Genomic DNA, 22673 nt, shown 5'->3' with positions numbered 1-22673 from the left:
GCTTTATGAAGGAAATTGTAAAAATTAATCTTGACAATGAAATGGACCTCATACTGGCTCACAAGCGTTCCATGAAAATTGCTGAAATGTGTGGTATGCCTGTGCCGTCACAGACTCGTTTTTCTACGGCGGTTTCAGAAGTGGCAAGATGTTCCATTGCCAATGGAAAAAATTCGGTGCTGGTATTGGGAATCAATATTATCAGAGCGAGTCACAAAGAAATATTGGCTGTGCTTACCGATAAGGTCGATCTTAAAAAATGCAACCCCGAAGCCTATAAATATGCCGCCAAAATATCGGGCAATATAGAATACAATTATGCCGATAACAAATCGGTAACAACTTTAAGCCATCAGGTTCCTTCACCCGGACTTCTTTCAGATGCCAAAATAAATACTCTTGTAGATTACTTCAAGTATGAACCGCCCATTTCTGCTTATGATGAAATCAGAAAAAAGAATATTGAACTTGTAGCGCTTTCAGAAAAACTGGGAGAAAGTGAAAACCGCTACAGAACTCTGGTCGATACAATTCCTGTTTTAATCTGCATTGTCAACGACCGAAACAATGTGCTTGTAGCAAATAATGCATTTGAAAGCTATCTAAAAGTTCCTTTAATGGTTTTTGATAAAAAAAGTCTAGCAACATTTATACATCATGATGATGTACCGCTAATTGTTGAAGGATGGAGTAATACAAAAAAAAGCAAAGGAGATTTTTCTGCTGATATTCGAATTAAAAAAGAGGATAATTATATCTGGCATAATGTCTCTATTATGCCTAATAAATCTGAAGACGGTTCGATTAGCAGCTGGCTTATTTATTTTGTAAATAATCATGCCCAGAAAATGATTGTTGAAGCTTTAAAAGACAATTCGGAGCTGCGAAAGATGCAGCTTGAGCTGGAAAATGCAAATTCAAAGCTGAAATTCAAAAACAAGGAACTGGAACAGTTTGCTTTTATAACAAGTCATGATCTGCAGGAACCACTGCGAAAAATCATGATTATGATTTCAAGAGCAGCAGAACATTTAACCGAGCAGCAAAAAACGCTTTATTATTTTGATAAAATTACTTTGGCAGCCGGCAGATTATCTAATTTAATTTCAGATGTGCTTAATTACTCCCGTGTCAATAATCATGATAAATTTACCGCAGAAGTTGATCTTAATGATGTCGCCGCACAGACTTTAGAAGATCTGAGTCTTATTAAGGAAGAAAAAAAAGCGGTGATAAATTTGAGTCCGTTGCCGGTTGTTAATGGAATTGATACCCAGTTGCGACAGCTGTTTTATAATCTAATAAATAATGCATTAAAATTTAATTCAGCACAGCCAACAGTAAATATATCTTCCCGTATAATTTCATCTAAAAGCGACACCACTTTTGATCCTGCAGCTCCTTCAGGTAATTTTTATGTCATTTCAATTGAAGATAATGGAATTGGAATGGACAGCGAATATTCAGGCCGCATTTTTGATATGTTCCAGCGGCTTCATCAAAGAGATCAGTACAGCGGAAACGGTATCGGGCTGGCATTGTGCAAGCGTATTGTAGAAAACCACAATGGGACTATTAATTTCACCAGTAAACCAGGACAAGGAACAACTTTTTGGATTTATCTTCCAAAGGATTAGCATTTGATTGTTACTGATTTTATATTCTGGAGTCTTGTTTAATGATTTTTATAAGGTTAAGGTATTTTTAGCTGCCAATTGTATTTTTTCAATCTGCTTTAAATGTCTGATAATATGATTAATGAAAAACTCAAAAGTATCGCCAAGTTTTAGAGTGATTAGTCTAGAGATCGATATTTTAGTTTTTACTTTATTCAAGCTTACATTTCGCGATTGTTGCAACAAATCCAGTAATTTGTACTGCTGGTTTATAAATTGGTCAATAACCGTTTTGTCAAGGTTTTCATTTAAAGGATTTTTATCCTTAAAAGTCTTCATTTTATTTAATTTTTCTTTAGGTAGCATACTTTTTGCAAAATAACTGCCTAAAAATCCGCTCTTAAAATCAATTTCAGATTTACAGTCAGAATTTTTGATTTTGTTTTCTATTTCCGACAGATAAAAATTTCCGTATTTGTTGAGGTGTTCCAAGCATTCCAGAATGTTCCAGGAAATCTCATCTTCTTTCCATGTTAATACATTTAAATCGTAAGTTTTTAGTTTTTCGGCTTCCTTTAAAATCTGTTTTGTCTGTTCTAAAAGAGCTTCAATAAATTTTTCTGACTGCATAATTTTAATTTTATGTAAAGGTCAAAAAATAGATTTTTATAAACCTTGATTGAAATCAAGACTTTTTGAGGCGTGATAAAGTTTCAGGACTCATTCTTAAATAATTGGCAATATGTCTGTTTGGAATTTCCTGAAATAGCTGCGGACTTCGTTTTAAGACTCTTTCATATCTTTCTTTCGGCGAATTTTTCAGAAGGTCAATTTCGCGTTCCAGCTGTTGGACTGCAAGATTTTCCAAAATTTTGACCCATAAAATTGCGTTATTTTTTAAGGCTAAAAAATCATCAATCTGTTTTTTGGTTACCACTTTTAAAACTGTTTTTTTTATGGCCTGAATACACAAATTAGAAGGTTGTTCCGTTAGAAAAGAATCGAGAGAAACAACAAAGTTTTCTTTATATCCAAATCGAATGTTTTGTTCATCGCTTCCGTCTAAAATAAAAATTCTCACGCTGCCACTTTCTATATAGTATAAATTGGTATCTATACTGCCATTTATTTTCAGAAATTCATTTCTGTTAATGGTTATCTCTTGGTCTGAAAGTGCTATGATTTCTTTCATTTTTTCTTTGTTTGTGATTTTGGTATTCGCTATGCTGGCAAAAATCTAAAATTAGATTCAAATTGTTCTCATAAATTTAGTCATCTTTCAAACGTATTTGCTAAATATCAAATTTAATTAAACTTGAACTAAGTGATATCATGTAATTTATAGATAGGATTCTGTAAGACGCAGACCTGTATTTGATTTAAATTTAATGGTTGAAATTGCAAAATTTTGAAATGTAAAATAACATACAGAATATGGTATAATATCTTCCTGTATTTGTTATCAAAACCATCAAAAAAAATCTAAACCTCATAATAATTAAATTCAATGACTGCTGAGAATAAAAAACGTATTGCAATTATAGGAGGAGGTCCAAGCGGACTTTTTATGTATAAGAGACTGGTTGAATCTGGAAAGAATAATTTTGAAGTAGAAATCTTCGAACGTAAAGCACAACTTGGTTCGGGAATGCCCTACAGCAGTGAAGGTGCAAATAACGAACATATTACCAATGTTTCAGGCAATGAGATTCCGGATATTGTAATTCCAATGTCAGAATGGGTTCACAATGCGCCTGTGGAACTGCTTGAAAGATTTAAAATTGATCCCCAAAAATTTAATGATTATAAAGTATTTCCCCGATTGTTTTTCGGGGAATATCTTGACGCACAATTTAAAATGCTGATTGAGGCAGGATCGAAAGCTGGAATTAATTCAGAAGTACATTTCGAAAGTGCTGTTGCAGACATTAAGTACGATGTGAAAAGCGATACAATCGAACTTGAAACAGAGGAAGGACAGATAAAGGTGTTTGATTCTGTCGTTATTTGTACGGGACATAACTGGCCGAGAACTCATGAAGGAAAAATACCAGGTTATTATGATGCTCCTTATCCTCCTCAAAAACTAGTGCAGAAGTTTAATCATGCCATCGCAGTGAAAGGTTCTTCTTTAACAGCTATAGATGCTATTAGAACAATTGCAAGACATAATGGTTCATTTGAATCAGATAAAGACGGTAACTTGCTTTTCAATTTATATCCTGAAAGCAGCGAATTTAAAATTATGATGCACTCGAGAAGCGGTATGCTTCCTGCTGTACGATTCCATTTGGAAGATTCTCGGCTTTCCAATGATTCTTTATTGAGCAGTGATGAAATAGAAGAGCACAGAAAAAATAATAATGGATTTCTGTCGCTTGATTTTGTATTTGAAAAGAATTTTAAAGAGATATTCCGTGACAGGGATTATAATTTTTATGAACGTATCAAAGATTTATCCATTGAAGATTTTGTGGAAGAAATGATGAAACTCCGCGAGCGTTTGGATCCCTTCCAGCTTTTAAGAGCCGAATATGTCGAGGCGGAGAAATCCATTAAAAGACAGGAATCAGTTTATTGGAAAGAAATGCTCGGAGTGCTTAGTTTTGCGATGAATCATCCTGCAAAATACCTTTCGGCAGAAGACATGCAGCGGCTTCAGAAAGTTCTCATGCCACTTATTTCCATTGTAATTGCTTTTGTCCCTCAGAAATCCTGTGAAGAGCTTCTTGCTCTTCATCATGCAGGTGTACTTGATCTTATTTCTGTAGGTTCTGACAGTACAGTCGAACCCCAGCTTAATGGTGGAATAGTGTATCACTTCAGCGATGATAATGATAAAAAGCATTCGGTTTATTATCAAACATTTATTGATTGTATAGGCCAACCTCACTTGGAGTATAATGATTTTCCTTTTAAAACGCTGTTGTCACAAAAAGCCATAAGTCCTGCACGTTTAAAGTTTAAATCTAACCAAGCCGGCCATGCTGCTTTTATACAGAATCAAGATATAGTGCAAAAAGATGAGGCTGGAGCGTATTTTATGAATGTTTCAGGGATAGCTATAAATGACAATTTTCAGGTTATTGATCAGTATGGCGCTTATAATAAAAACCTTTACATTATGGCGGTTCCTTATATAGGCGGACTTAATCCGGATTATTCTGGCTTAGATTTTTGCGAAGCAGCTTCTCTCCAGATCATTAGGAATTTGTTGCCAGATTAATTAAGTGATAGTTGTGATAATTTCATTGGAAGTAATTTTGTGATAGTCTGCTTTGCTCTCCGTTAATCTAATTTTATCTCTAAATTTTGGAGTTATTTTTAATAATATATTACCTGGTAATCTTACACAATCTAACAATCTGGTAAACGGCATGATTTTTTAATGCTAAAGAACGGACGATTTCTGGAATTCCTTGCATGCTTACTTCACAGATATAGCCGAATTCTGCTTCTGATACTATTTTAGAATGCTTTGAAATTATTTTTTTGAAGGTCTTAGACGTTTTATAAAGTTCAATGTAAACTAAATATATTGCATCTGAATATTCTTTCGGACTTCCTGTATTTTTCAGCAGTAAATTATAGTCAGTTTTTTTCATGGCAGTTGGTTTTTATTGAAAATCAGTTCACTAATTTACTTTAATCTTTTTTAACTGTGCCTCTTACTTGCATTTTATGCCTTTAGTTATTGTAATTCCTTATCAACTTTAATGCTGGCTTATTGTTTTTTAAAGTTCTTTTATTTTGTATAGCGGTTTATTTTGGTTAAATTGTATATCCAAAAAAAAGATTTATGAAACAGTTACCTCTATTATTCATTCTTGGCTGTATTTTTATCTCATGCGAAAGCAAAAAAGAGCAGGAATTGCTGAAGAGAGAAAAAGCTCTAATTGTAAGGGAAGAAGAATTTGAAAAAAAAGAAGCTGATTATAAAGCGCTACTGTCTATGCGTGACAGCATCTTTGCATTAAAAGATACGGTCAGTAATGATAATCTATTAATTACAGAATGGCCCGAATCACTTAAAGGTTTCAAAAATAGTAAGATGCTTTGTAGAGAATCAGACTGCAGCCAGTATGTTATAGGGGATCAGCGTAATGAAACTTGGGAATTTGTATCTGATTCCACTGGAATATATACGAATGTCATAAATAACAAAAAACTTGTGCGTGTATTTAAGGCAAAATACCTGAAAGATAAAATAATGCTTGAATTTAGCAGTGACAGTGTTTCAAAAAACAGAGTAAAAATGACTGTTGTCCTTGATGATATAAAAGAAAATATCGTTAAAGGCACACAGACTATTACCGGACAGGATAACTGTTCTGCCAGGTTCTCGGTGGAACTTACAACTCCTCAAAAAAAATAATTTATGTTATTAAGTATACAGCACGTCAGTCTTCCTATTGAAGATCCGGTACTAAAATTCCTTATCGAACTCATCATAATTTTATGTATTCCTCTTTTATTGAATAAAATAAAAGTGCCACATCTGTTGGGGCTTATTATAGCCGGTGCAGTTATTGGTCCAAATGGATTTAACGTTCTTGCCAGAGACAGCAGTGTAGTGGTAACAGGAACTACAGGACTGCTTTATATAATGTTTCTTGCTGGTCTGGAAATAGATATGGGGGACTTTAAAAAAAATAAATGGAAGAGCATTACTTTTTCGCTGTATACCTTTATTGTGCCATTTGCTCTTGGGCTTATAGGCGGTTATTATATACTCCGCTTTTCGCTTTTAAGCTCGGTATTATTTGCCAGTCTTTTTTCATCACATACTCTTATTGTATATCCGATGGTAAGCAAACTAGGAATCGCCAAGAAGCTGGCTGTAAATGTTACTGTTGGCGGAACTATGATTACAGATGTGCTTTCGCTGGTAGTGCTGGCTGTTGTAGTGGGTATGTCGCAGGGAGAAGTCGGAACTTCTTTCTGGGTCACGCTGTCTGTTTCTATGCTGGTATTTGCTTTAGTTGTTTTGCTTCTTTTCCCCATAGCAGCGCGGTGGTTTTTTAAGAATGTAGAAGACAAGATTTCCCAGTATATTTTTGTTATTGTAATGATTTACCTTGCGGCTTTACTGGCAGAACTAGCAGGAATAGAGGCGATTATTGGAGCATTTTTTGCAGGTCTTGCCCTAAACAGACTTATACCGCACACTTCATCACTTATGAATAGGGTAGAATTTGTAGGAAATGCTATTTTCATTCCATTTTTCCTGATTAGCGTCGGTATGCTGATTGATTTTAATGCTTTTATCCAGAGCTGGGAAACGCTAGGAGTAGCTGCAGTTATGCTTATAGCTTCAATAGGAGGGAAATATGTAGCTGCTTTTTTAACTAAAAAGACATTTAATTTTACAGATGATGAAGGCAGGCTTATTTTTGGGATGAGCGCAGCTTCTGCAGCGGCAACACTTGCTTCTGTAATGGTAGGATATAATATTATCTTATCAGAAAATGAAGCTGGAGAGCCTGTGAGGCTTTTAAATGAACATGTGCTTAATGGCAGTATCCTGCTTATATTGGTTTCGTGTACGATTTCATCATTTGTGTCAATGGCAAGTGCCCAGAGGATTGCCGATGCTGATAGAGAAGAAACCGCGGCAGGTGAGGGTGATGAAGAAGAGAAAATTCTGCTGGCTGTAAATCATGAGCATACGGTTGAAAAAATGGTTAATCTAGGGCTTCTTATAAAAAGCAGAAGCAATAAAGACAACCTTTTTGCACTCAATGTGATTAACGAAGATAAAAGTGAATCATCTCAAAAAAATGCAGAAAAGCTGCTGGGTGCGGCCGTAAATATGGCAGCGGCGGCTGACGTTAAACTAAATCCAATAACGCGCCATGATAATGATGTAATTTCGGGGATTAATAATGTGGTGAAAGAACAGAATATTACTGATCTGCTTATTGGTCTTGAAGAAGAAAAAGGATTTTCATCTTCATTTATTTATAATCTTTATAACGGTTATCTGCAGAACAAGCATATAAATTTAATTATCTATCATGCAGTACAGCCGGTGTCAACCATTAAAAAGTATGTTGTGCTAATTCCTGCGGATGCAGAAAAAGAACCGGGATTTTTCCATTCTTTATTGAGAATTTGGAATATCGCAAAAAATTCGGGTGCTAAAATGAGTTTTTACGCAAATGAGAGAACTATTACTGTATTAAAAAGTATCATTAAAAAATCTAATATAGAAGCTGTTTTTATTGCTGTAGCTTCATGGCAAGAAGCCGAACAGACTGCAGGCAGTCTGGAAGAAGACGAGGCGCTTATTATTTTAATGGCCGACAGAGGCATGTATTCTTATTTTCCTCAGATGAAAGAAGTGCCTGAAATTTTAAATAAAAAACTCAGCAATAACAATTATATAGTAATTTATCCTTTCTCAAAAATTGACAATACCGTTACAGAAAAAAGAGCGGTAAGCAACCTTGATGATTTTGCTGATATCGGGAACATTATCGGCCGAATTTTTAAGTAAAGAATTTAGCTTGATCGGAGTAACACAACTTAAAGGTTGTATTACGAAATATATTTTAAATAGTTTTTTTTCCTTGGTTTAGGGGAAGAGTTACAGTAAATTCGGCACCATCATTCTCCTTTCCTGCAGCAGTGATAGTTCCGTTATGTCTTTCGGTTATTTTTCTGCACAGGGCAAGGCCAAGTCCGGTTCCTTCGTAATCGTCTTTGGAATGTAATCTTTCAAAGGCATTGAATATTCGTTCCGCATATGCGGTGTCTAATCCGATACCATTATCTTTAATTACTATCTGGACATGTTTTTTGCCTTCATGCTCTACAATGTTAAATGTTATTATAACTCTGGGAGGTTCATCTTCTTTAGAAAATTTTAAAGCGTTGTGTATTAGATTATAAAATAACTGGTGTATTAAAATAGGAGCTCCTTCTATTTCAGGAAGTTCACTTGTAACAAGAATAGCATCTTTTTCTTCTATGATAAGTTCTAGATCGATTTTTATGTTTTCAATTATTTCATTAAGATTTATTTTCTGGACCTGCTGAATTGATTTGTTGAGAGTTGAATAAGCTAATGTACCTTCTATTAAGGTCTGCATTCTCTCGGCGGACTGATCCACTTTATCACTATATTTTTTTATATTTTCAATTTTTTCAGCTTCAATTTCTTTTTTTAATAAACCGTTAAAAATTTTGATTTTTCGTACAGGCTCTTTTAAGTCATGAGTAACCATATTGGCGAAATGAATTAGATTCTCGTTTGATTGTCTAATCTCTTTAGTGCTTTCTTTGATTTTTTGCTGAAGATCTTTTTCAAACTTTCTCTGATCGCTAATGTCCTGTATAATTCCAATGATGCTAGAAGCATTTCCATTTTGATCTTTTATGATTTTTCCGTTGACTTTTACCCATCTTTCCGATTTATCATCATTTATGATCCTTGCCTCATAAACTATTTTCCCTGTAATTAATGCCTCCTGATGTGCTTTTTCTCTTATTTGTAAATCCTCTGGATGCATCCTTTTGAGAAGCATTTCAGTATCTGATGCTTCATCAACAGACCATAATTCATTAAAATTTCCAGAAGTAAAAGTTTCCTTGGTGAGTAAATTTATTTCGTAAGTTCCCATTCCAGAAGATTCAACCGCTATGCGGAGTCTTTCGTCTGAACTCTGTATCTTCTGCTTGATATTATGCAAATCTGTTATATCAGTTCCATTTTTTAACAGACCGTAAATATTTCCATCTTTGCCATAAAGAGGAGTAAAACTGTAATTGAAATAATGTTGCGTTATTTTTCCATCAACTATTAAATCTATAAGCTTGTCTTTTGCATAAAATGGTATTCCTGTGTTTAATACCTCAAGAGCCTGAGTCATTATCTCATGTTTGGGTGTTTCAGGAAGTACATCAAAATACTTTTTTCCGATAACCTCGTTTCCTTTTCCCCATACAGAGATCATTGCAGGATTAGCGAGCTCTATTTTAAGATCAGTTCCAATTAAAACAGCGATAGGAAGAGGTGTGTTGTCCACAATGTTTTTTAACAGCGATACATAATCATACATGGCGGATATTTTTTGGTGATTACAAATTTAGAATCAAACAAATTGGAGATGTTATATCAAAGCGGGCTAATATTTCATAATTTCAATTAAGAAGAAAAACTGCCAATTTTTTATATACTTAGCAGATTTTTAAATTTGATATAATGATGATTAATTTTTAAAGAGAAATTTTGTTCTGCTAGAGTATTGGAATGCCCATTAATATTTGAACCCAAATAAGAATATACTTTTTTGCGGAAAGCATATCAATTTCATCTAAAAAAGGGAATAACAAATAGGGTGAAATTCAAAGAAAACTCTTTGTTAAAAGCCATTAACAGCATCAAAATTTTCAGTCGCAGTATGAAGGAGAGTTTCCTTCTCATATACTGCGGTATAAAGCATCTTTTTCTGTCGTGCCAGCGTTATAAGGTTATTCAGGCCAGCGTTCAATTTATTGTTCTTTAATGTTCGAAGCATTTCTTGCTGCTCTATTTCTTTTCTATCAAATAGGTGAAGTTCTTTAAGCGACTGATAGTATTCAAGTGAGGCAGTTTTAAGGGATTCACCTTTTGGAATGCCGTCAGTAGAAAGCTTTTTGACATCATCAATAAGTACGTCAAACTCTTTACTTTGCTGATCAACAGCTATTAAAGCTCCTTTGTAATCCTCTTTTACTAGACAATTAAGCTTCTTTTCTCCTGGACCTTCTTTTCCAATAGTAATTTCAAAAGCTCTACGTTCCCATTGATTAGTCAACTCCTTAAAATCGGCTGCATTTGAGGATTCACAGGAACTTATTATTATAAATAAAAATGCTGATATATAAATGCCAAATCTCATGATAATGATAGTTAATTGATGTTACTTTTAATTCTGAAAATGATTTCTTTTAAAAACGTCAAAACGATTGATGTAGAAATCTAAATTTCATAAAATCTTTAAACACTAATTTACATATTATTAAAATCGTATAAAAAAAATAATCTAAATTGAACATCATTTTGTAAAATCTCATTCAAATAAAAAGAGAGAACCCCGAAAAGTTCTCTCTTTTTAAAATTGCCACTTATACTATTTGTTTTACTTGAATCCGCCTGATACTTCTACAGTTTGTCCTGTAATTATTTTTGCTTCGTCTGAAGCAAAAAAATACCAGTACTAATTTCTTTAGATGGACCAATTATGACAACAACTTTGTTTTCTAATATTCTTTTCATTTTTTGATTTTTATACTGATTTCGGAGCTCCTACAAACATATATTTGTCACGAAGAAATGCTGTGATCCATATTAGGGACAAGGGTATCGCCGGATTAAGCATTGAACCATCATGTGATAATTCTGTTGCTATTGCTCCAGCAAAATAACAGGAAAGCAGGATAAAACCGATGCGCATGGTTTTGGGAAAGATAAATAAGACCGCAAAAGTCATCTCCATCAAACCGAGGGCTATCGCTGAATGAGGCAGATTGAATTTTACGAGTCCATTAACGGACCACGGAAGCTGAACGGCTTTCATAAGACCGCTTAAAACTACCATCACAGTAGTTAACACGAGCAGCACGGTTGCAAGATATTTTTTAGTTTTCATCGGTGTTTAATGAAATTAATTAGCAAGTTCTCTAACTTCTATCATAATAAAATGCCCGATACGATTCTTTATCAGCCATTTTCCATTATGGTTTACATATTCGTCCTCATATTTAACGCTGTATTCTGAAAGAATATCTTTTCCTTCCACTTCTCTAATCATCTTTAATTGAGAGAAAGAAATGCCCGAAGCAGTATCTCCATCGATTTTTACTTTATGCTGTCCATTCAATGTAAAGTAAGTTTTTACATGTCCGGCATGCTGATTGAATTCTTTTTCCATGTTTTCTCTTTGCGAAACAGAGGAAACTAAAGCACCATTCATATAAACTTTATAAGTAACATCTGGGGTAAATAAATCCATTACCTCTGAGATTTTTTTCTCGTCACCTAAAGTAGCGTAATCATCGATTAGGCTTCTTAATTCTTCTTTTGCTTTTAGATTTTCTAGTGTCATGATTTTATTATTTTTAAAATTATTTAGCAAAATTAGAGTACATTTGCTTACAATTTGTTAGTCGTTACCAAAAGGTTAGTGACTTGTAAAATGATAGTTATGTCAGAATCAAAAGAGAAAAAGGTCGAAAACAAGGAATTTACGGAAGAATGCAACACTGTACTTATGGCAGTTTCTGATGCGCTGTATGCCATTGAAGGGAAATGGAAATTGATGATTATCATTGCAATGGCGAGAGGAAATAAACGATTTACAGAAATTCAAAGACAGGTTACTGGTATTTCTGCAAGGGTTCTTTCGAGTGAGCTTAAAGAATTAGAGCAAAACGGTTTTATACTTAAAAAAGTGGCTGTGGGATATCCTGTAAGTATCGAATATGAACTGCTTCCTTACAGCCAAACTTTGGAAGAAGTTGTGGGAGCGATGACTAAATGGGGGATACAGCATAGGGAAAAAATCCGAAATGAAAGTAAAAAACAATAAGTGCAATTAAAAAAGAAAGAGAATTCAATTGAATTCTCTTTCTTTTTTTAAGCTTTTAATCAATATAATCAGTTCAATTTTTAATGAGTTTTCTTGAAAAGTTAATTCCATAAAATCTTATTGTTTACTGCAATAAGACCTTTTATTGTAATTAAACTTTGATCAGTATCTGAATTAAGAAAAATGTAACCTTCAGAGTTCATCAAGACTAAGGCATCCAAAAGTTTTGCCTGATTTTCCCTTTCAGCAGCAATATTATCCGTAAATTTCGAAATATTAGGCACTGCTGTTACAAACTTTGTTAACTCTTCAAAAGTATAGCCCATGCTATATTTCCCAGCTAGCATCCTAAGGATTTTTAGAAAAAAAACAGAAGATGGTTCCATATATAATCGCTTTAATATTATATACGAAAATTGATTCTTCTTAGATTATTCTTATTACTCCAGTTAAATTGAATTTATATTTTCGGATAAAAATGTCTAAGAATTTGATTTGGCGTTTTAATAACTTCTTTACCGATTGCGTCAAACCATTTTACTTCTTTTATTACTTCTGCAGAGCATTCGTTTTTTGTGTTAAAAAAGCAGCTTTTAATATTGATTTTATCCGCTATATAACAATGCTTCATTTCAACTAAAAAATGTTCTGTAAACATCAGGTTTTTATGGATAATTAATTCATGATTTCCTTCCTGTAAACCTAAATGCATATAATTAAGCTTTTCTTTTGAAAACCCGTTATGAAACAAAAAATGGTATAACAATCGTACAGTATATGAAATATATGCGGTATCTTCCATGACCATATAATCATTTACATCTTCTCCCGTAACAACATAATTTTTACAGATCATTTTTAATGTGATTTAAGGTTAAAAAAAAGAGACCGGCGTAATAAGTTTACCGGCCTCCAGAATGTTAGTCATGTTTATACGCTTGCAAATCTGAATAGATTCGATTCTTAAAAAGAATTATTTAACTAATAAAAAATTGTAATTAATCTTTATTTTGTCAGCAATTTTCTTTCTGACAAGACTTGGTATTTCAATATCAAAATCTTCAGGTTTTGCTTCAAATGTGCCAATAGCATTAACTCCATTTGGAGCTTTGGAAATTTTTACAATCACAGAGACTGGTTTTGTTTTTCCGTGAATAGTAAGATCTCCTTTTAATGTGAAATTTTTAGGAGAACTTGTAATTTTTGAACTATCAAAATCTTCAATTTTACCTTTAAAAGTTGCTTTTGGAAATTTTTCAGATTCCATATAATTTTCATTAAAGTGCTCTTCCATCAGCGCTACTTTAAACCGAAAACCTTTTATAAGCACCAAACTGGCAAAATCTCCTGTAGTTTGATCCAGAACAGCTGACACTGATTTGCTTTCGGCAGCAACTTCTTCGTAAGAAGGCATAGAAGCCTGAAACTTTATATTTCCTGTTTTTGTAATCAGTTTTTGTGCAGCCCCTTCTGTATGTGCAATTATAATAAGCAGTAGCGCAAAGAAATTAATAAATGATTTTTTCATAATAATTAATTTTCTTTTAGACCATCGGTGTTCCATTTTACAATTAGATCAATATTAGCCTGAGCCATTCTTCCGCCTTGAGGCATAAGTCCCTGCTGACCGCTTTGAAGTTGGATTCTCCCTAATAAACCAGCACTTTCTACAGCAGCCTTTACCTGAGCAAAAGTGGTCAGCGGTCTAAAGGCTGCAGACCTTCCGCTAGAGTGGCAGCTTATGCAGTTGGCGTCAATAATAGATTTCACATCTTTACTGTAGGTAACCGAAGTTGTTGGATTTGTTGGGTTCGTCGGATTCGTCGGATTCGTTGGATTTGTTGGTGTAGTAGGTTGTGGTTCGATATCCTGCATTGTATCAGAATCGCTGCAGCTTGCCAGTACAGCCAGTAAAATTGTAAGTACGATTGTTTTTTTCATGATTTATTGTTTTTAATTGTTAGAAAACTCTGTATAGGTTAAAGCCAAAGAAGAAATCCCCTTTACCCCAGTCGCCAGAAGCATTGGTAAGGTATCCGCTCTCACTCATAGATTGTGAATTGGTAAAGATTAATTGAAAAACGTGTCCGCCTGTTTCCACATCAAGACCTACAGACAATGGATTTTTATAAAAGTCAGGTTTGTCAAAATTGTGCATGTATTCTAAATTGACAGATAATCTTTTCGTGATTTTATACCGTCCGCCACCTCCAAAAGAAAACTGATTGTCTCTTTCGATATCGGGACTGTAAAGGTTTTTGTGTATAAAAGACGGTACTAATTCTAATGAGAATTTTTCACTGATTTTTCTAGATATTAAAACCTGCTGCACATACGTCATACGATGTTTAAATTCTAAACCCGGATATTGGTCTTTTTCTAAAAAAGTATTAATATCTGCAACACTATACCCAACAATGTCCAGCGGAAAATTATCGTTTTGTCTTGCTACTCGGTACTTCAATCCGGTTTCATACATTTTATTTAAAGTATGTCTCGAAAGGTTGACTGATAACCAATCTGTAACACCATAGATTCCTCCAAGTTTTGTGGTTGCATTGTCAAGACCAAAAAAACTGTCAAAGCCATCTTTTACAGTACCAAAACGATGCGAAACCACAAAATAAAACTCTTTTTTAGCAGGCATTTTTGTGGTCTGTAAGGTTACCAGCTGTAAAGCTTTAAAAGTAGCTGTAGAATAGTTTTCTTCTGTTTGTGTAGAATCAAGACTCTTCAATAAATCATCCTGAGAATAAGCCATTGTAACTAAAAACAGGCAGAACGGAACTAAAATTTTCTTCATAAATTAATTGTTATTTGTTTGGTTTATTTAACAGTGCATTGGTCTATTTTGACTTCCATAAACAGTTCGTCATATCCAATGCATTTGCCTTTAATTGTCATTTTATTGTTGGTCATTTTGTTTTTCAATTTTTCTTTGAAAAGACAGAAGACAGTATTTTCAAGTATAATTACAGAATCGGTTTCTTTGGTTGCCTTACCTGTTATTTCAATAGTTTTGTTGAGGTATAGTGAATCTGCTTTTTTAGGATCTGCGTTATAATCTTCAAGAAGTTTTTTGGCCGTTACGCTAAAATCTGCAGCTTCAGATGCTATGTTACGGGCTTCTTTAAAGACAACTCCATAATAAAAGTAGATGCCAGCAGAAACGATTAGTAATAATACTGCGGTTACAATTGCTATTTTTTTTCTTTTCATATTTGGTTTGTATTGGTGATAAATAATAATCAGTCAGCGTTTTTTTTTGCCTGATGGCCTTCATCCCGTATTTTTTTTCGATGCTGAATGCCAAAATCCCGTAATGATTTGATAATAGGCTCAAGTGATGAACTGTAATTGGTTAATTGATATTCGGTTTTACCGCGGCTTTGATCATCCGTTTTCTTTTCGACAAATCCGTTTAGTTCCAGTTCTTTCAACTCTTCGGCTAAAACTTTGGATGTGATTTTCTGCACTTCTTTTTTAATTTCAGAAAACCGTTTGTTGCCTTCCATAAGCGTCAGGACTATTGGAATTCTCCATTTTCCGTTAATGATGTAAAGAGCATCCATGATGGGCACTATTTCAGATTTGCATTTTGATGCAAATCTGATCTGCCGTTTATTGGATGTTGCATTTTCTGGTGTATTCATACTTAAAACTGTCTCAAATCAAATGATGATTCTATAGTGAAACAGCCTTAGTAAAGATTACCCTACCAAAGAATTGTGATTTTTTGAAAAAAAAAAATAAAAATGTAGAATGAGAGCTTTAAAAACTCTTGCAGCAACGATATTAAAATGAACTCATTGGGTGTAATTCATTTTTTTTATTCAACACATAGAAACATAGATTTTGTTTTAAAAAAAGGGATTAAAAAGAAACCAGTTTCTAACACATAGCCAACTATGCTTGTTTTAATAAAGTGAAACGCCTTTGTCGGTATCCTAAATTTATGTTTCTATGTGTTTGAATTAATTGTACCCAACGGGTTAAAATGAAACTCTAAAACTCAGATTTGGAGTTCTTTGCAGTGAAAAAGTGTCCACTTCTTCTATAGAATTGGTTAAAGAATTAATTCTGTAATATTCGCTGATTTCATTTCTTCTGTTTAGGATATTTAAGATTGAGATTCCTATTTTGTATTGAATTCCGCTTTCGGTTTCCCATTTGTAAGTTGAAGAAAGATTAACCTGCGAAAACATATGCAGATTACTGTTGTTTGGTTTGTTATAAACCAATACAGGATCAGAAAGATCAATTTGAGATAAATCTGGAGATGTTTTTGGTCTTCCTGAAGTCCATTTTGTTCCTAAAGCAATCTTGAAATTGTTTTTCTCATAAATTGCCGCCCACGATAAAGTATGTGTCAGTTCAAAGTTGTTTGGAAAACGAGGATATTCATAATTAGTAAAATGATAATTGTTTTCATTGTAAGTATAACTTAACCACGTAAGAAAGTGGTTTATTTTTTTCTGAACCAACATTTCTGTTCCACAGATTTCATAATCTCCTGTAGTTCTGACAAATTCCAGCTGATTCTGAAAACCTTGGCTAGAGGTTGTTATTCCGGTTACTTTTTTATAAAAGTTTTCAATATCCAAAAGCCAGTTGTTCTTTTGATAAAACAAATTTAAAGACAGCTGTCTGCTCCTTTGAATAGGAATTGTGCCATTATTCGAGACAATCCAGCGTCTTTTTTCTATGCCAAAATAATCTTTCTGAAGATCAATAATCTGCTGGGAGTTTTGACTTTTGAGTTCGCCGAGAAGTTCTAAATTTACACTTTTGCTAAGTCCATAACCGAATTGAATTCTTGGCTCTGCAATATATTTTTTGAATTTTTCAATATAATTAAGCCGCATTCCGCCTTTAAAATATACTCGGGAAATGGTATCGTTATATTTTCCTTCTACAATTAAAGCATGAGTTCGTAATACGTCTTTTACTTTACGATAAAAATCAGGATTAGTTACCTGCTCTAAATTAGTAATGCCAATTTCATTAAATTGATATCCGTCGCTGAAACTAAATTTAGAGTTTAGAATATGATTGTTTTCTAAATTAACTCCATTGTTATTTACCGTATTTTCCTGAACTACAGTTTGGTTTTCATAAGTTGTATTTTGATTAGCCAAAAGTTCATACGAAGAATTGTAAACATTAATTTTGGTCGTGTTGAAGTTATTCCAGTTTCTTTTCCATGACAAATTTGCACCGTAGTTCTGCTGGCGTAAAATATTGGTTTGCGATTTGTTTATATTGTATGAAGCAGCACTTTTAGTAACTTCCAGATTATCTTTTATCGTTATTAAATCAAGTATGATTTGATCTTTGAGCCCTATTTTTTGCGCGTATTTTACAGTAGCGTCATAAAAGCCAAATTTTTTATCACTTTTATAATTAAGATTTTGGTTCTGCGAAAAATCGGTAATGGTAGTATTTTGAAATACTTTATTGAAATATTCTTTATAAGTAGGAGTTTCTACAAAATCGGTAATCGATTTGCGCGCCGAAATTTCGATATAACTTTTTTTAGAAAGATTGTACTTTCCATACACATCAGCATTAATCATGTTGATTCCCGCGCTAAATGAGTTTTTTTCTGCTTTTTCTGGAGTAGAAGAAATCGCGACGACACTTGAAACGCTTTCTCCGTAAAAGGCAGAACTTCCATTTTTATAGATGGAAATGGTATGCCCCAGATTTGGATTAAAAACAGATATCAAACCAAAAAAATGTCCTGTTTGAAACATTCGTATTCCATTCCATAAAAATAAATTCTGATCGTGCGTACCACCGCGAACGTTGATGCTGGATACACTTTCATCCAAACTGTTTACACCCGGAATTTGCTGCATGGTCTGCAACGCATCGGGTTCAATAAGGCCGGGAAGGATACCAAATTTTTTAGGCTTAATTTCTAGAGATCCATCAGTGTTTTTTGAAATGCCCGAAGCTAAAATGGCATTCGTTTTAATTTCGTGCAATTCTGTAATTTCAGGTTCTAACAGGATTTGAATGCAGTCTTTAACCTTTGTATTTCCTGCCGTAATTCTTTTTGAAGCAAAACCAACGTGACTAATAACAAAAGTGTTTTTGTTTTCTTTATTAAACTCAAAATAACCTTCTGAGTCAGTAGTAAAGTGACTTTTATTATTTAAACTGATGTTAGCATTTTCAAGTGGCTTTTTATCTATAGAAGATAAAACATAACCGCAAATCATTTTTGAAATAGTATCCTTTTTATAGATATTAATGAATTTGTTGCCTATATTTTCAAAAGATAAATGGGTTCTTTTTTCGAGATATTCCAATTTTTGTTCTAATGAAAATGATTTTTTGGGAGGATTTAATTCGAGACCTTCAATATTTTCTTCGGTATAATTAAAACTTACGCCATGTTGTTCTTCAATATCAATTATTATTTTTTTAAAAGGCACAATCTTTCCTTTGTCCTGAGCAAAAATATTCAGGACAAGAAAAAAGAGAAAAAACAAAAAATGAAATTGTTTGGGGCGGAACATTTATTTTTCGTCAAAAATTATTTTGTTGTTCGAAACTTTTCTAGCTTCTAAATGATAAGTTGTACTAATAATCTGCAAAGCTGTATTTAGATCTTTTGCTGGCAATTTTCCTGTAAACAGGGAGATTGTGTCTTTGGCATTTAAATCGATTTTAATATTGTATTGCCTTTCAACTTCATCTAAAATAGTTTGTATGTTTTCTTTATAGAAACAGATCTGGTTATCCATCCATTCTGGCTGTGACGAGTTTACAGTCCTTTTTGCCTGTTTTCCATTTTCAAATCGAACGCTTTGTCCGTGAGTTAATAGAATTTCAGAGTTGCCATAATTGACTTTGACGCGGCCTTCGTAACACACGACATCAAACCTGTTCTTTCTGGCTTTAACGTTAAACTGCGTTCCTAAAACCGTTACTTTTCCAAGATTGGTCTGCACTTCAAATTTTCTGCCTTTTGCAACTTTAAAATAAGCTTCTCCCTTGAGTTCCAAATTTCTGTTATTGTTCCAATTCCACTTTTTATAGTGTATTTCAGAACCTGAATTTAAAACCACTTCAGAATTATCGGGTAATGAAAAAGCGGTCTTTTTTCCAAAATCGGCAGTTTCGGTTTGAGGTACAAAAACTTTCATCGCAAACGTAATTCCGAGGGCGAGAACGAATATGGCGGCAGCTCTAAACATCCATTTTTTATATAAAGGAATTACTTTTAGCGCTGTTTTTTTCTGGCTTAAAATATTCGATAACATAGCATTTTCATCCAAATCGCCTGTTTCTAGATGAGCGGTATAGTTTTTTATCTTTTGGTATTTTTCAAAATCGGGGCTTGCCTCAAATGCGGCCAATTCATCCGGAGATAATTCGTCGTTGAGCCATTTTGCCAATAAGCGATCTTTTTTCATTTTATCGTATTATTTAATTAAAACAATTAGAATTAAATTTACCCTACTTTTTATAAATCAATTTCTTTACGTAAGCTTAACAGGGCCAAATGGATGCGTTTTTCTACTGCCTTTACGCTAATGTTAAGTTCTATAGCAATTTCACTGTATTTTTTGCCATCAATTCTGTGCATTAAAAAGGCAGTGCGCTGTTTTTCGTTTAAGTTTTCGATGGCTTTTAAAAGTTTTGCCTGAAATTGTTTTTCTTCCAGAAGATATTCCGGACTCTCATTGGTCTTGTCCAGACCAGTGAAGTTTTTTTCATATCTCAAAACCACTTTCTGGTGCGCAATCTGGTTGAGACTGCTGTTATTTGCGATCGTGTAAAGGTATGATTTTGCTTTTTCTAAAGGTACAGAAGCACAGTTCTGCCAAAGCTTTACAAATGCTTCCTGAGTTATATCTTCTGCTTGTTCTGCGTTTCCAAATTTGTAAAAAAGAAAATTCCGAAGTGCTTTTACATGACTTTTGAAGAAAGACGAAAAAATGATTTCATCACAAGTATTAGATTGGTTTTGATCTGGCATTTAGAGTTTCAATTTTTTCAGCGTAAAAGTATTTGTTTTTAATTTAAGTAGGGTAAAAGTAGAGATGATTGTTTTATAGAAGAATAAAATGCTATTGGTTTTTGATAATTTAGTATAGATGAAAATTATCAAGCCTTGCTGTTAGGTTATTAAAAAACAGTTTCTTTTAAAATTTATTACCTTTGTAAAAACATAAATATGTTCCTTTTGAAAAAATATTTATCACTTGCAGTTTTCCTATTGTTACTGTTTTCCTGTCAAAGTGAAGTAGACGAGCAAAACAATAATTCGCAGGGAACCATTACTACTGTTTCTCCGCTTACAACTTATTTGCAAAGGGTTGCTATGGTTAGAACTGTACAGGATAATATGATTGACGGATCTAGTTATTGTACTATAAAGCTCCCTTATACCGTTACGGTAAATAATGAGCAGATTGCAGTAAACGCAACTGCCGATTATCAAAAAGTTTTGGATAATATCAACGCAAGCAATTATGATGATGATATTGTAAAAATAGATTTTCCTGTAACGATGGTTTATTATAATTACATCGAAAAACTGATTCCAAATCAGGCAGATTTTGATTCTTTAATCGATTACTGGAATCTCTATCCAGATCTTTTATCCAAAATCAACGGTCTGAATATCAATTATCCCATAACAATCAATAGCTATAACAGCCTCAATCAAGCAGCGAGTTCTCAATTAATAGTAAGTGATCAGGCCTTTTTTAATTTCATTAAAAATTTAAATGAAAGCCAGTACATTTCTCTAAAATATCCTATCACAATTGCGGATTACAATAATCAGACAAAAACGATTTCAAATAATCAGGATTTCGAAAACGCTATAAAATATGCCATAGATTATTGCCCAGACAATAACCTTGTGACACTAGATTTTGCTGCAACCATTACAAAAGGTTCTTGGGAAATACCTTATTTTTACGATGGTACAGTAAAAACTTCAAATTACAGCGACTACACATTTGTATTTAAAACCGATCAATCTGTAGTTGCCACCAAAAGTGGAGTTTCAGAAACGGGACAGTGGGAAAGTTCTGTTCAAAGCGGAGTAACAGAAGTTAAAGTAATTTTTAATACGGGAGTGCTTTCTAAATTAAATTTCAACTGGAAGCTGTTTGAATTTAATAATTCTCAGATACGATTGCGAGATACAGGTACAACGACAAATTATCTCTATTTTCAAAAAAAGTAAATCTCCAAATCCACTTTTTTGTTTTACTTAGAGATTTGTAAATTGCTAACTATGTTTGTTTTAAATAAGTGAAACGCCTTTTTTAAGCATCTCAATTCTATGTTTCTATGTGTTTAAAAATAATACCCAGAACATCACTTTTTTTTCTTTCTTCCCAACCAAATAAGAAGTCCCGTAATGGGTAATGTTGCTGCAAATAAACAAACAAAAAAAGCTAGAATTTTGGTTGGATACCCGTAAATGCTGCCCGTGTGAATTGGATAAATTAGGCGTCGTACTTTATCGCCATTGCTAAAGGATTCATAAGGTTTTATTCTCAAAAGCTTACCCGTGTATTTATCAAAATAAGCCATACTTGAAATATTCGGAATAGATTTTTCAAGATTCAATTTAATAACCATAATACTGTTTATGGTATCAGAAGGAATTCTAATCTGCGTATCTCCTTTGTATTTATAGATGTTTTCTGTTTTTGAAAGTATATTTTGATAGAAAAAAGTTTTATCCAGTTTTGGATCCACTTTTGTCGGATTTTCAACTTTAGCCGAAGGTTTTTTTGCTGTTCCATCTGCGAGTAAATAGATACCGCTTTCAAACCATTTGAAAGACCAGGTTAATCCGGTCAAGGATATGATCAGAAGAAATAGAAAGCTGTAGAAACCAAAATTCGAATGAAAATCCCAATTAACTCTTTTAAAAGAAGCACTCCATTTTACAGTCAATCTCTGCTTTAAGTTTTTTATTTTTTTTGGCCACCATAAAATTAGCCCCGAAAGCAGCATAAAAACAAAAATAAGACAGCTGCAGCCTGTAATAAATTTTCCAACTTCTCCTAGGATCAAATGACGATGCAGATCTAGTACTACAGAGAAAAACCTGCTTTTTTCAGGAATGGTTGCCAATACTTTTCCTGTATACGGATCTACGGAGAAAATCTGATCTTTTTTATCAGTATCTGTTCCAGAAATAATTACTGTTCTTGCCGGATCTTCATACGTTTGAATTCGGTCTAATTCTGTAATGCCATATTGTTTCGTAATAGAATTAACGTAAAGGTCAGCAGGCATTTTTTTTGTGCCGATGGTCGAAACTTTATAAAATTCAGGATTGATAAAAGCGTCAATTTCTTCTTCAAAAACTAATATGCTTCCAGTAAGGGCTACAATAAATACAATAAGCCCGGACGTGAGTCCGAGCCATAAATGTAAAAAGCCAATATTTTTTTTAAATGTTTTATTCATGTAAAGAGGCTGCGAAAAATATTTTCAA

Annotated in this window: 24 protein-coding genes; 6 read left to right on the top strand and 18 right to left on the bottom strand. The window is 33.5% G+C overall.

Annotation, left to right across the window (positions count from 1 at the left end; genetic code table 11):
- Positions 1 to 5: 5 nt before the first annotated feature.
- Positions 6 to 1637: a sensor histidine kinase gene (locus tag NCC77_RS16725; protein WP_250836623.1), complete on the top strand. Its 1632-nt coding sequence runs from the start codon at positions 6 to 8 to the stop codon at positions 1635 to 1637.
- A 48-nt stretch (positions 1638 to 1685) separates the two neighbouring features.
- On the opposite strand, the gene NCC77_RS16720 is transcribed toward NCC77_RS16725, so the two are convergent.
- Both NCC77_RS16720 and NCC77_RS16715 read right to left on the bottom strand, forming a co-directional pair.
- Complete coding sequence (locus NCC77_RS16720) at positions 1686 to 2246, bottom strand: DinB family protein (protein ID WP_250836622.1); 561 nt, start codon at positions 2244 to 2246, stop codon at positions 1686 to 1688.
- A 55-nt stretch (positions 2247 to 2301) separates the two neighbouring features.
- Positions 2302 to 2808, bottom strand: coding sequence for a Crp/Fnr family transcriptional regulator (locus tag NCC77_RS16715; RefSeq protein WP_250836621.1), 507 nt, complete (start codon positions 2806 to 2808; stop codon positions 2302 to 2304).
- Between the two features lie 315 nt (positions 2809 to 3123).
- On the opposite strand from NCC77_RS16715, the gene NCC77_RS16710 reads away from it, so the two are divergent.
- Positions 3124 to 4842, top strand: coding sequence for an FAD/NAD(P)-binding protein (locus NCC77_RS16710; RefSeq protein ID WP_250836620.1), 1719 nt, complete (start codon positions 3124 to 3126; stop codon positions 4840 to 4842).
- 109 nt (positions 4843 to 4951) lie between these two features.
- Here NCC77_RS16710 and NCC77_RS16705 read toward each other — a convergent pair whose 3' ends face one another.
- Entirely contained in the window at positions 4952 to 5221 is a 270-nt protein-coding gene (locus NCC77_RS16705; protein ID WP_250836619.1) for a hypothetical protein, read from the bottom strand.
- A 194-nt stretch (positions 5222 to 5415) separates the two neighbouring features.
- Between NCC77_RS16705 and NCC77_RS16700 the strand changes: the two genes are divergently transcribed.
- Together NCC77_RS16700 and NCC77_RS16695 are read left to right on the top strand one after the other, a co-directional pair.
- Positions 5416 to 5991: a hypothetical protein gene (locus NCC77_RS16700; protein ID WP_250836618.1), complete on the top strand. Its 576-nt coding sequence runs from the start codon at positions 5416 to 5418 to the stop codon at positions 5989 to 5991.
- Between the two features lie 3 nt (positions 5992 to 5994).
- Positions 5995 to 8115 carry a cation:proton antiporter gene (locus NCC77_RS16695; RefSeq protein ID WP_250836617.1) on the top strand — a complete coding sequence of 707 codons (2121 nt, stop codon included), beginning with the start codon at positions 5995 to 5997 and terminating at the stop codon, positions 8113 to 8115.
- A 55-nt stretch (positions 8116 to 8170) separates the two neighbouring features.
- On the opposite strand, the gene NCC77_RS16690 is transcribed toward NCC77_RS16695, so the two are convergent.
- From NCC77_RS16690 to NCC77_RS16675, 4 genes are all read right to left on the bottom strand, one after another.
- On the bottom strand, positions 8171 to 9679 hold the full coding sequence (locus NCC77_RS16690) for a PAS domain-containing sensor histidine kinase (protein WP_250836616.1): 1509 nt from the start codon (positions 9677 to 9679) through the stop codon (positions 8171 to 8173).
- Between the two features lie 303 nt (positions 9680 to 9982).
- Positions 9983 to 10501, bottom strand: a complete 519-nt coding sequence (locus NCC77_RS16685) for a hypothetical protein (RefSeq protein WP_250836615.1) — start codon at positions 10499 to 10501, stop codon at positions 9983 to 9985.
- Between the two features lie 387 nt (positions 10502 to 10888).
- Positions 10889 to 11251: a DoxX family protein gene (locus tag NCC77_RS16680; protein WP_250836614.1), complete on the bottom strand. Its 363-nt coding sequence runs from the start codon at positions 11249 to 11251 to the stop codon at positions 10889 to 10891.
- Between the two features lie 15 nt (positions 11252 to 11266).
- Positions 11267 to 11707, bottom strand: coding sequence for a nuclear transport factor 2 family protein (locus tag NCC77_RS16675; protein ID WP_250836613.1), 441 nt, complete (start codon positions 11705 to 11707; stop codon positions 11267 to 11269).
- Positions 11708 to 11806: 99 nt separating this feature from the next.
- Between NCC77_RS16675 and NCC77_RS16670 the strand changes: the two genes are divergently transcribed.
- Entirely contained in the window at positions 11807 to 12190 is a 384-nt protein-coding gene (locus tag NCC77_RS16670) for a winged helix-turn-helix transcriptional regulator (RefSeq protein WP_250836612.1), read from the top strand.
- 101 nt (positions 12191 to 12291) lie between these two features.
- On the opposite strand, the gene NCC77_RS16665 is transcribed toward NCC77_RS16670, so the two are convergent.
- The 10 genes from NCC77_RS16665 to NCC77_RS16620 all read right to left on the bottom strand — a co-directional run bounded on the left by NCC77_RS16665 (position 12292) and on the right by NCC77_RS16620 (position 20183).
- Positions 12292 to 12537, bottom strand: coding sequence for a hypothetical protein (locus tag NCC77_RS16665; protein WP_250836611.1), 246 nt, complete (start codon positions 12535 to 12537; stop codon positions 12292 to 12294).
- A gap of 113 nt (positions 12538 to 12650) precedes the next feature.
- Positions 12651 to 13046: a hypothetical protein gene (locus tag NCC77_RS16660; RefSeq protein ID WP_250836610.1), complete on the bottom strand. Its 396-nt coding sequence runs from the start codon at positions 13044 to 13046 to the stop codon at positions 12651 to 12653.
- Between the two features lie 117 nt (positions 13047 to 13163).
- On the bottom strand, positions 13164 to 13718 hold the full coding sequence (locus NCC77_RS16655) for a YceI family protein (RefSeq protein WP_250836609.1): 555 nt from the start codon (positions 13716 to 13718) through the stop codon (positions 13164 to 13166).
- A gap of 5 nt (positions 13719 to 13723) precedes the next feature.
- Positions 13724 to 14131 (bottom strand): cytochrome c, encoded by a 408-nt coding sequence (locus NCC77_RS16650; RefSeq protein ID WP_250836608.1) that lies wholly within the window; start codon positions 14129 to 14131, stop codon positions 13724 to 13726.
- A 19-nt stretch (positions 14132 to 14150) separates the two neighbouring features.
- Entirely contained in the window at positions 14151 to 14993 is an 843-nt protein-coding gene (locus tag NCC77_RS16645) for a DUF5777 family beta-barrel protein (RefSeq protein WP_250836607.1), read from the bottom strand.
- Between the two features lie 23 nt (positions 14994 to 15016).
- Positions 15017 to 15409, bottom strand: a complete 393-nt coding sequence (locus NCC77_RS16640) for an OB-fold putative lipoprotein (protein ID WP_250836606.1) — start codon at positions 15407 to 15409, stop codon at positions 15017 to 15019.
- 29 nt (positions 15410 to 15438) lie between these two features.
- Positions 15439 to 15843 (bottom strand): winged helix-turn-helix transcriptional regulator, encoded by a 405-nt coding sequence (locus NCC77_RS16635; RefSeq protein ID WP_250836605.1) that lies wholly within the window; start codon positions 15841 to 15843, stop codon positions 15439 to 15441.
- Between the two features lie 339 nt (positions 15844 to 16182).
- Entirely contained in the window at positions 16183 to 18633 is a 2451-nt protein-coding gene (locus tag NCC77_RS16630; protein ID WP_250836604.1) for a carboxypeptidase-like regulatory domain-containing protein, read from the bottom strand.
- Between the two features lie 84 nt (positions 18634 to 18717).
- Positions 18718 to 19617, bottom strand: coding sequence for a FecR family protein (locus NCC77_RS16625; RefSeq protein ID WP_250836603.1), 900 nt, complete (start codon positions 19615 to 19617; stop codon positions 18718 to 18720).
- Between the two features lie 50 nt (positions 19618 to 19667).
- On the bottom strand, positions 19668 to 20183 hold the full coding sequence (locus NCC77_RS16620; RefSeq protein WP_250836602.1) for an RNA polymerase sigma factor: 516 nt from the start codon (positions 20181 to 20183) through the stop codon (positions 19668 to 19670).
- 198 nt (positions 20184 to 20381) lie between these two features.
- Between NCC77_RS16620 and NCC77_RS16615 the strand changes: the two genes are divergently transcribed.
- Positions 20382 to 21404 (top strand): hypothetical protein, encoded by a 1023-nt coding sequence (locus NCC77_RS16615; protein ID WP_250836601.1) that lies wholly within the window; start codon positions 20382 to 20384, stop codon positions 21402 to 21404.
- 134 nt (positions 21405 to 21538) lie between these two features.
- On the opposite strand, the gene NCC77_RS16610 is transcribed toward NCC77_RS16615, so the two are convergent.
- A complete protein-coding gene (locus tag NCC77_RS16610; RefSeq protein ID WP_250836600.1) occupies positions 21539 to 22645 on the bottom strand; it encodes a PepSY-associated TM helix domain-containing protein in 1107 nt (368 codons plus the stop codon).
- Positions 22646 to 22673 lie beyond the last annotated feature (28 nt).

This window comes from Flavobacterium tyrosinilyticum (assembly GCF_023656565.1).
GTDB classification, from domain to species: domain Bacteria; phylum Bacteroidota; class Bacteroidia; order Flavobacteriales; family Flavobacteriaceae; genus Flavobacterium; species Flavobacterium tyrosinilyticum.
The sequence above is the reverse complement of the archived record's forward strand: the minus strand, read 5'-3'. Positions and strand labels throughout refer to the sequence as shown.

Excerpts from the sequence above, each read along its gene's own strand:
- NCC77_RS16725 (WP_250836623.1), top strand. The coding sequence starts at position 6 with ATGAAGGAAATTGTAAAAATTAATCTTGACAATGAAATGGACCTCATA.
- NCC77_RS16720 (WP_250836622.1), bottom strand. The coding sequence starts at position 2,246 with ATGCAGTCAGAAAAATTTATTGAAGCTCTTTTAGAACAGACAAAACAG.
- NCC77_RS16715 (WP_250836621.1), bottom strand. The coding sequence starts at position 2,808 with ATGAAAGAAATCATAGCACTTTCAGACCAAGAGATAACCATTAACAGA.
- NCC77_RS16710 (WP_250836620.1), top strand. The coding sequence starts at position 3,124 with ATGACTGCTGAGAATAAAAAACGTATTGCAATTATAGGAGGAGGTCCA.
- NCC77_RS16705 (WP_250836619.1), bottom strand. The coding sequence starts at position 5,221 with ATGAAAAAAACTGACTATAATTTACTGCTGAAAAATACAGGAAGTCCG.
- NCC77_RS16700 (WP_250836618.1), top strand. The coding sequence starts at position 5,416 with ATGAAACAGTTACCTCTATTATTCATTCTTGGCTGTATTTTTATCTCA.
- NCC77_RS16695 (WP_250836617.1), top strand. The coding sequence starts at position 5,995 with ATGTTATTAAGTATACAGCACGTCAGTCTTCCTATTGAAGATCCGGTA.
- NCC77_RS16690 (WP_250836616.1), bottom strand. The coding sequence starts at position 9,679 with ATGTATGATTATGTATCGCTGTTAAAAAACATTGTGGACAACACACCT.
- NCC77_RS16685 (WP_250836615.1), bottom strand. The coding sequence starts at position 10,501 with ATGAGATTTGGCATTTATATATCAGCATTTTTATTTATAATAATAAGT.
- NCC77_RS16680 (WP_250836614.1), bottom strand. The coding sequence starts at position 11,251 with ATGAAAACTAAAAAATATCTTGCAACCGTGCTGCTCGTGTTAACTACT.
- NCC77_RS16675 (WP_250836613.1), bottom strand. The coding sequence starts at position 11,707 with ATGACACTAGAAAATCTAAAAGCAAAAGAAGAATTAAGAAGCCTAATC.
- NCC77_RS16670 (WP_250836612.1), top strand. The coding sequence starts at position 11,807 with ATGTCAGAATCAAAAGAGAAAAAGGTCGAAAACAAGGAATTTACGGAA.
- NCC77_RS16665 (WP_250836611.1), bottom strand. The coding sequence starts at position 12,537 with ATGCTAGCTGGGAAATATAGCATGGGCTATACTTTTGAAGAGTTAACA.
- NCC77_RS16660 (WP_250836610.1), bottom strand. The coding sequence starts at position 13,046 with ATGATCTGTAAAAATTATGTTGTTACGGGAGAAGATGTAAATGATTAT.
- NCC77_RS16655 (WP_250836609.1), bottom strand. The coding sequence starts at position 13,718 with ATGAAAAAATCATTTATTAATTTCTTTGCGCTACTGCTTATTATAATT.
- NCC77_RS16650 (WP_250836608.1), bottom strand. The coding sequence starts at position 14,131 with ATGAAAAAAACAATCGTACTTACAATTTTACTGGCTGTACTGGCAAGC.
- NCC77_RS16645 (WP_250836607.1), bottom strand. The coding sequence starts at position 14,993 with ATGAAGAAAATTTTAGTTCCGTTCTGCCTGTTTTTAGTTACAATGGCT.
- NCC77_RS16640 (WP_250836606.1), bottom strand. The coding sequence starts at position 15,409 with ATGAAAAGAAAAAAAATAGCAATTGTAACCGCAGTATTATTACTAATC.
- NCC77_RS16635 (WP_250836605.1), bottom strand. The coding sequence starts at position 15,843 with ATGAATACACCAGAAAATGCAACATCCAATAAACGGCAGATCAGATTT.
- NCC77_RS16625 (WP_250836603.1), bottom strand. The coding sequence starts at position 19,617 with ATGAAAAAAGATCGCTTATTGGCAAAATGGCTCAACGACGAATTATCT.
- NCC77_RS16620 (WP_250836602.1), bottom strand. The coding sequence starts at position 20,183 with ATGCCAGATCAAAACCAATCTAATACTTGTGATGAAATCATTTTTTCG.
- NCC77_RS16615 (WP_250836601.1), top strand. The coding sequence starts at position 20,382 with ATGTTCCTTTTGAAAAAATATTTATCACTTGCAGTTTTCCTATTGTTA.
- NCC77_RS16610 (WP_250836600.1), bottom strand. The coding sequence starts at position 22,645 with ATGAATAAAACATTTAAAAAAAATATTGGCTTTTTACATTTATGGCTC.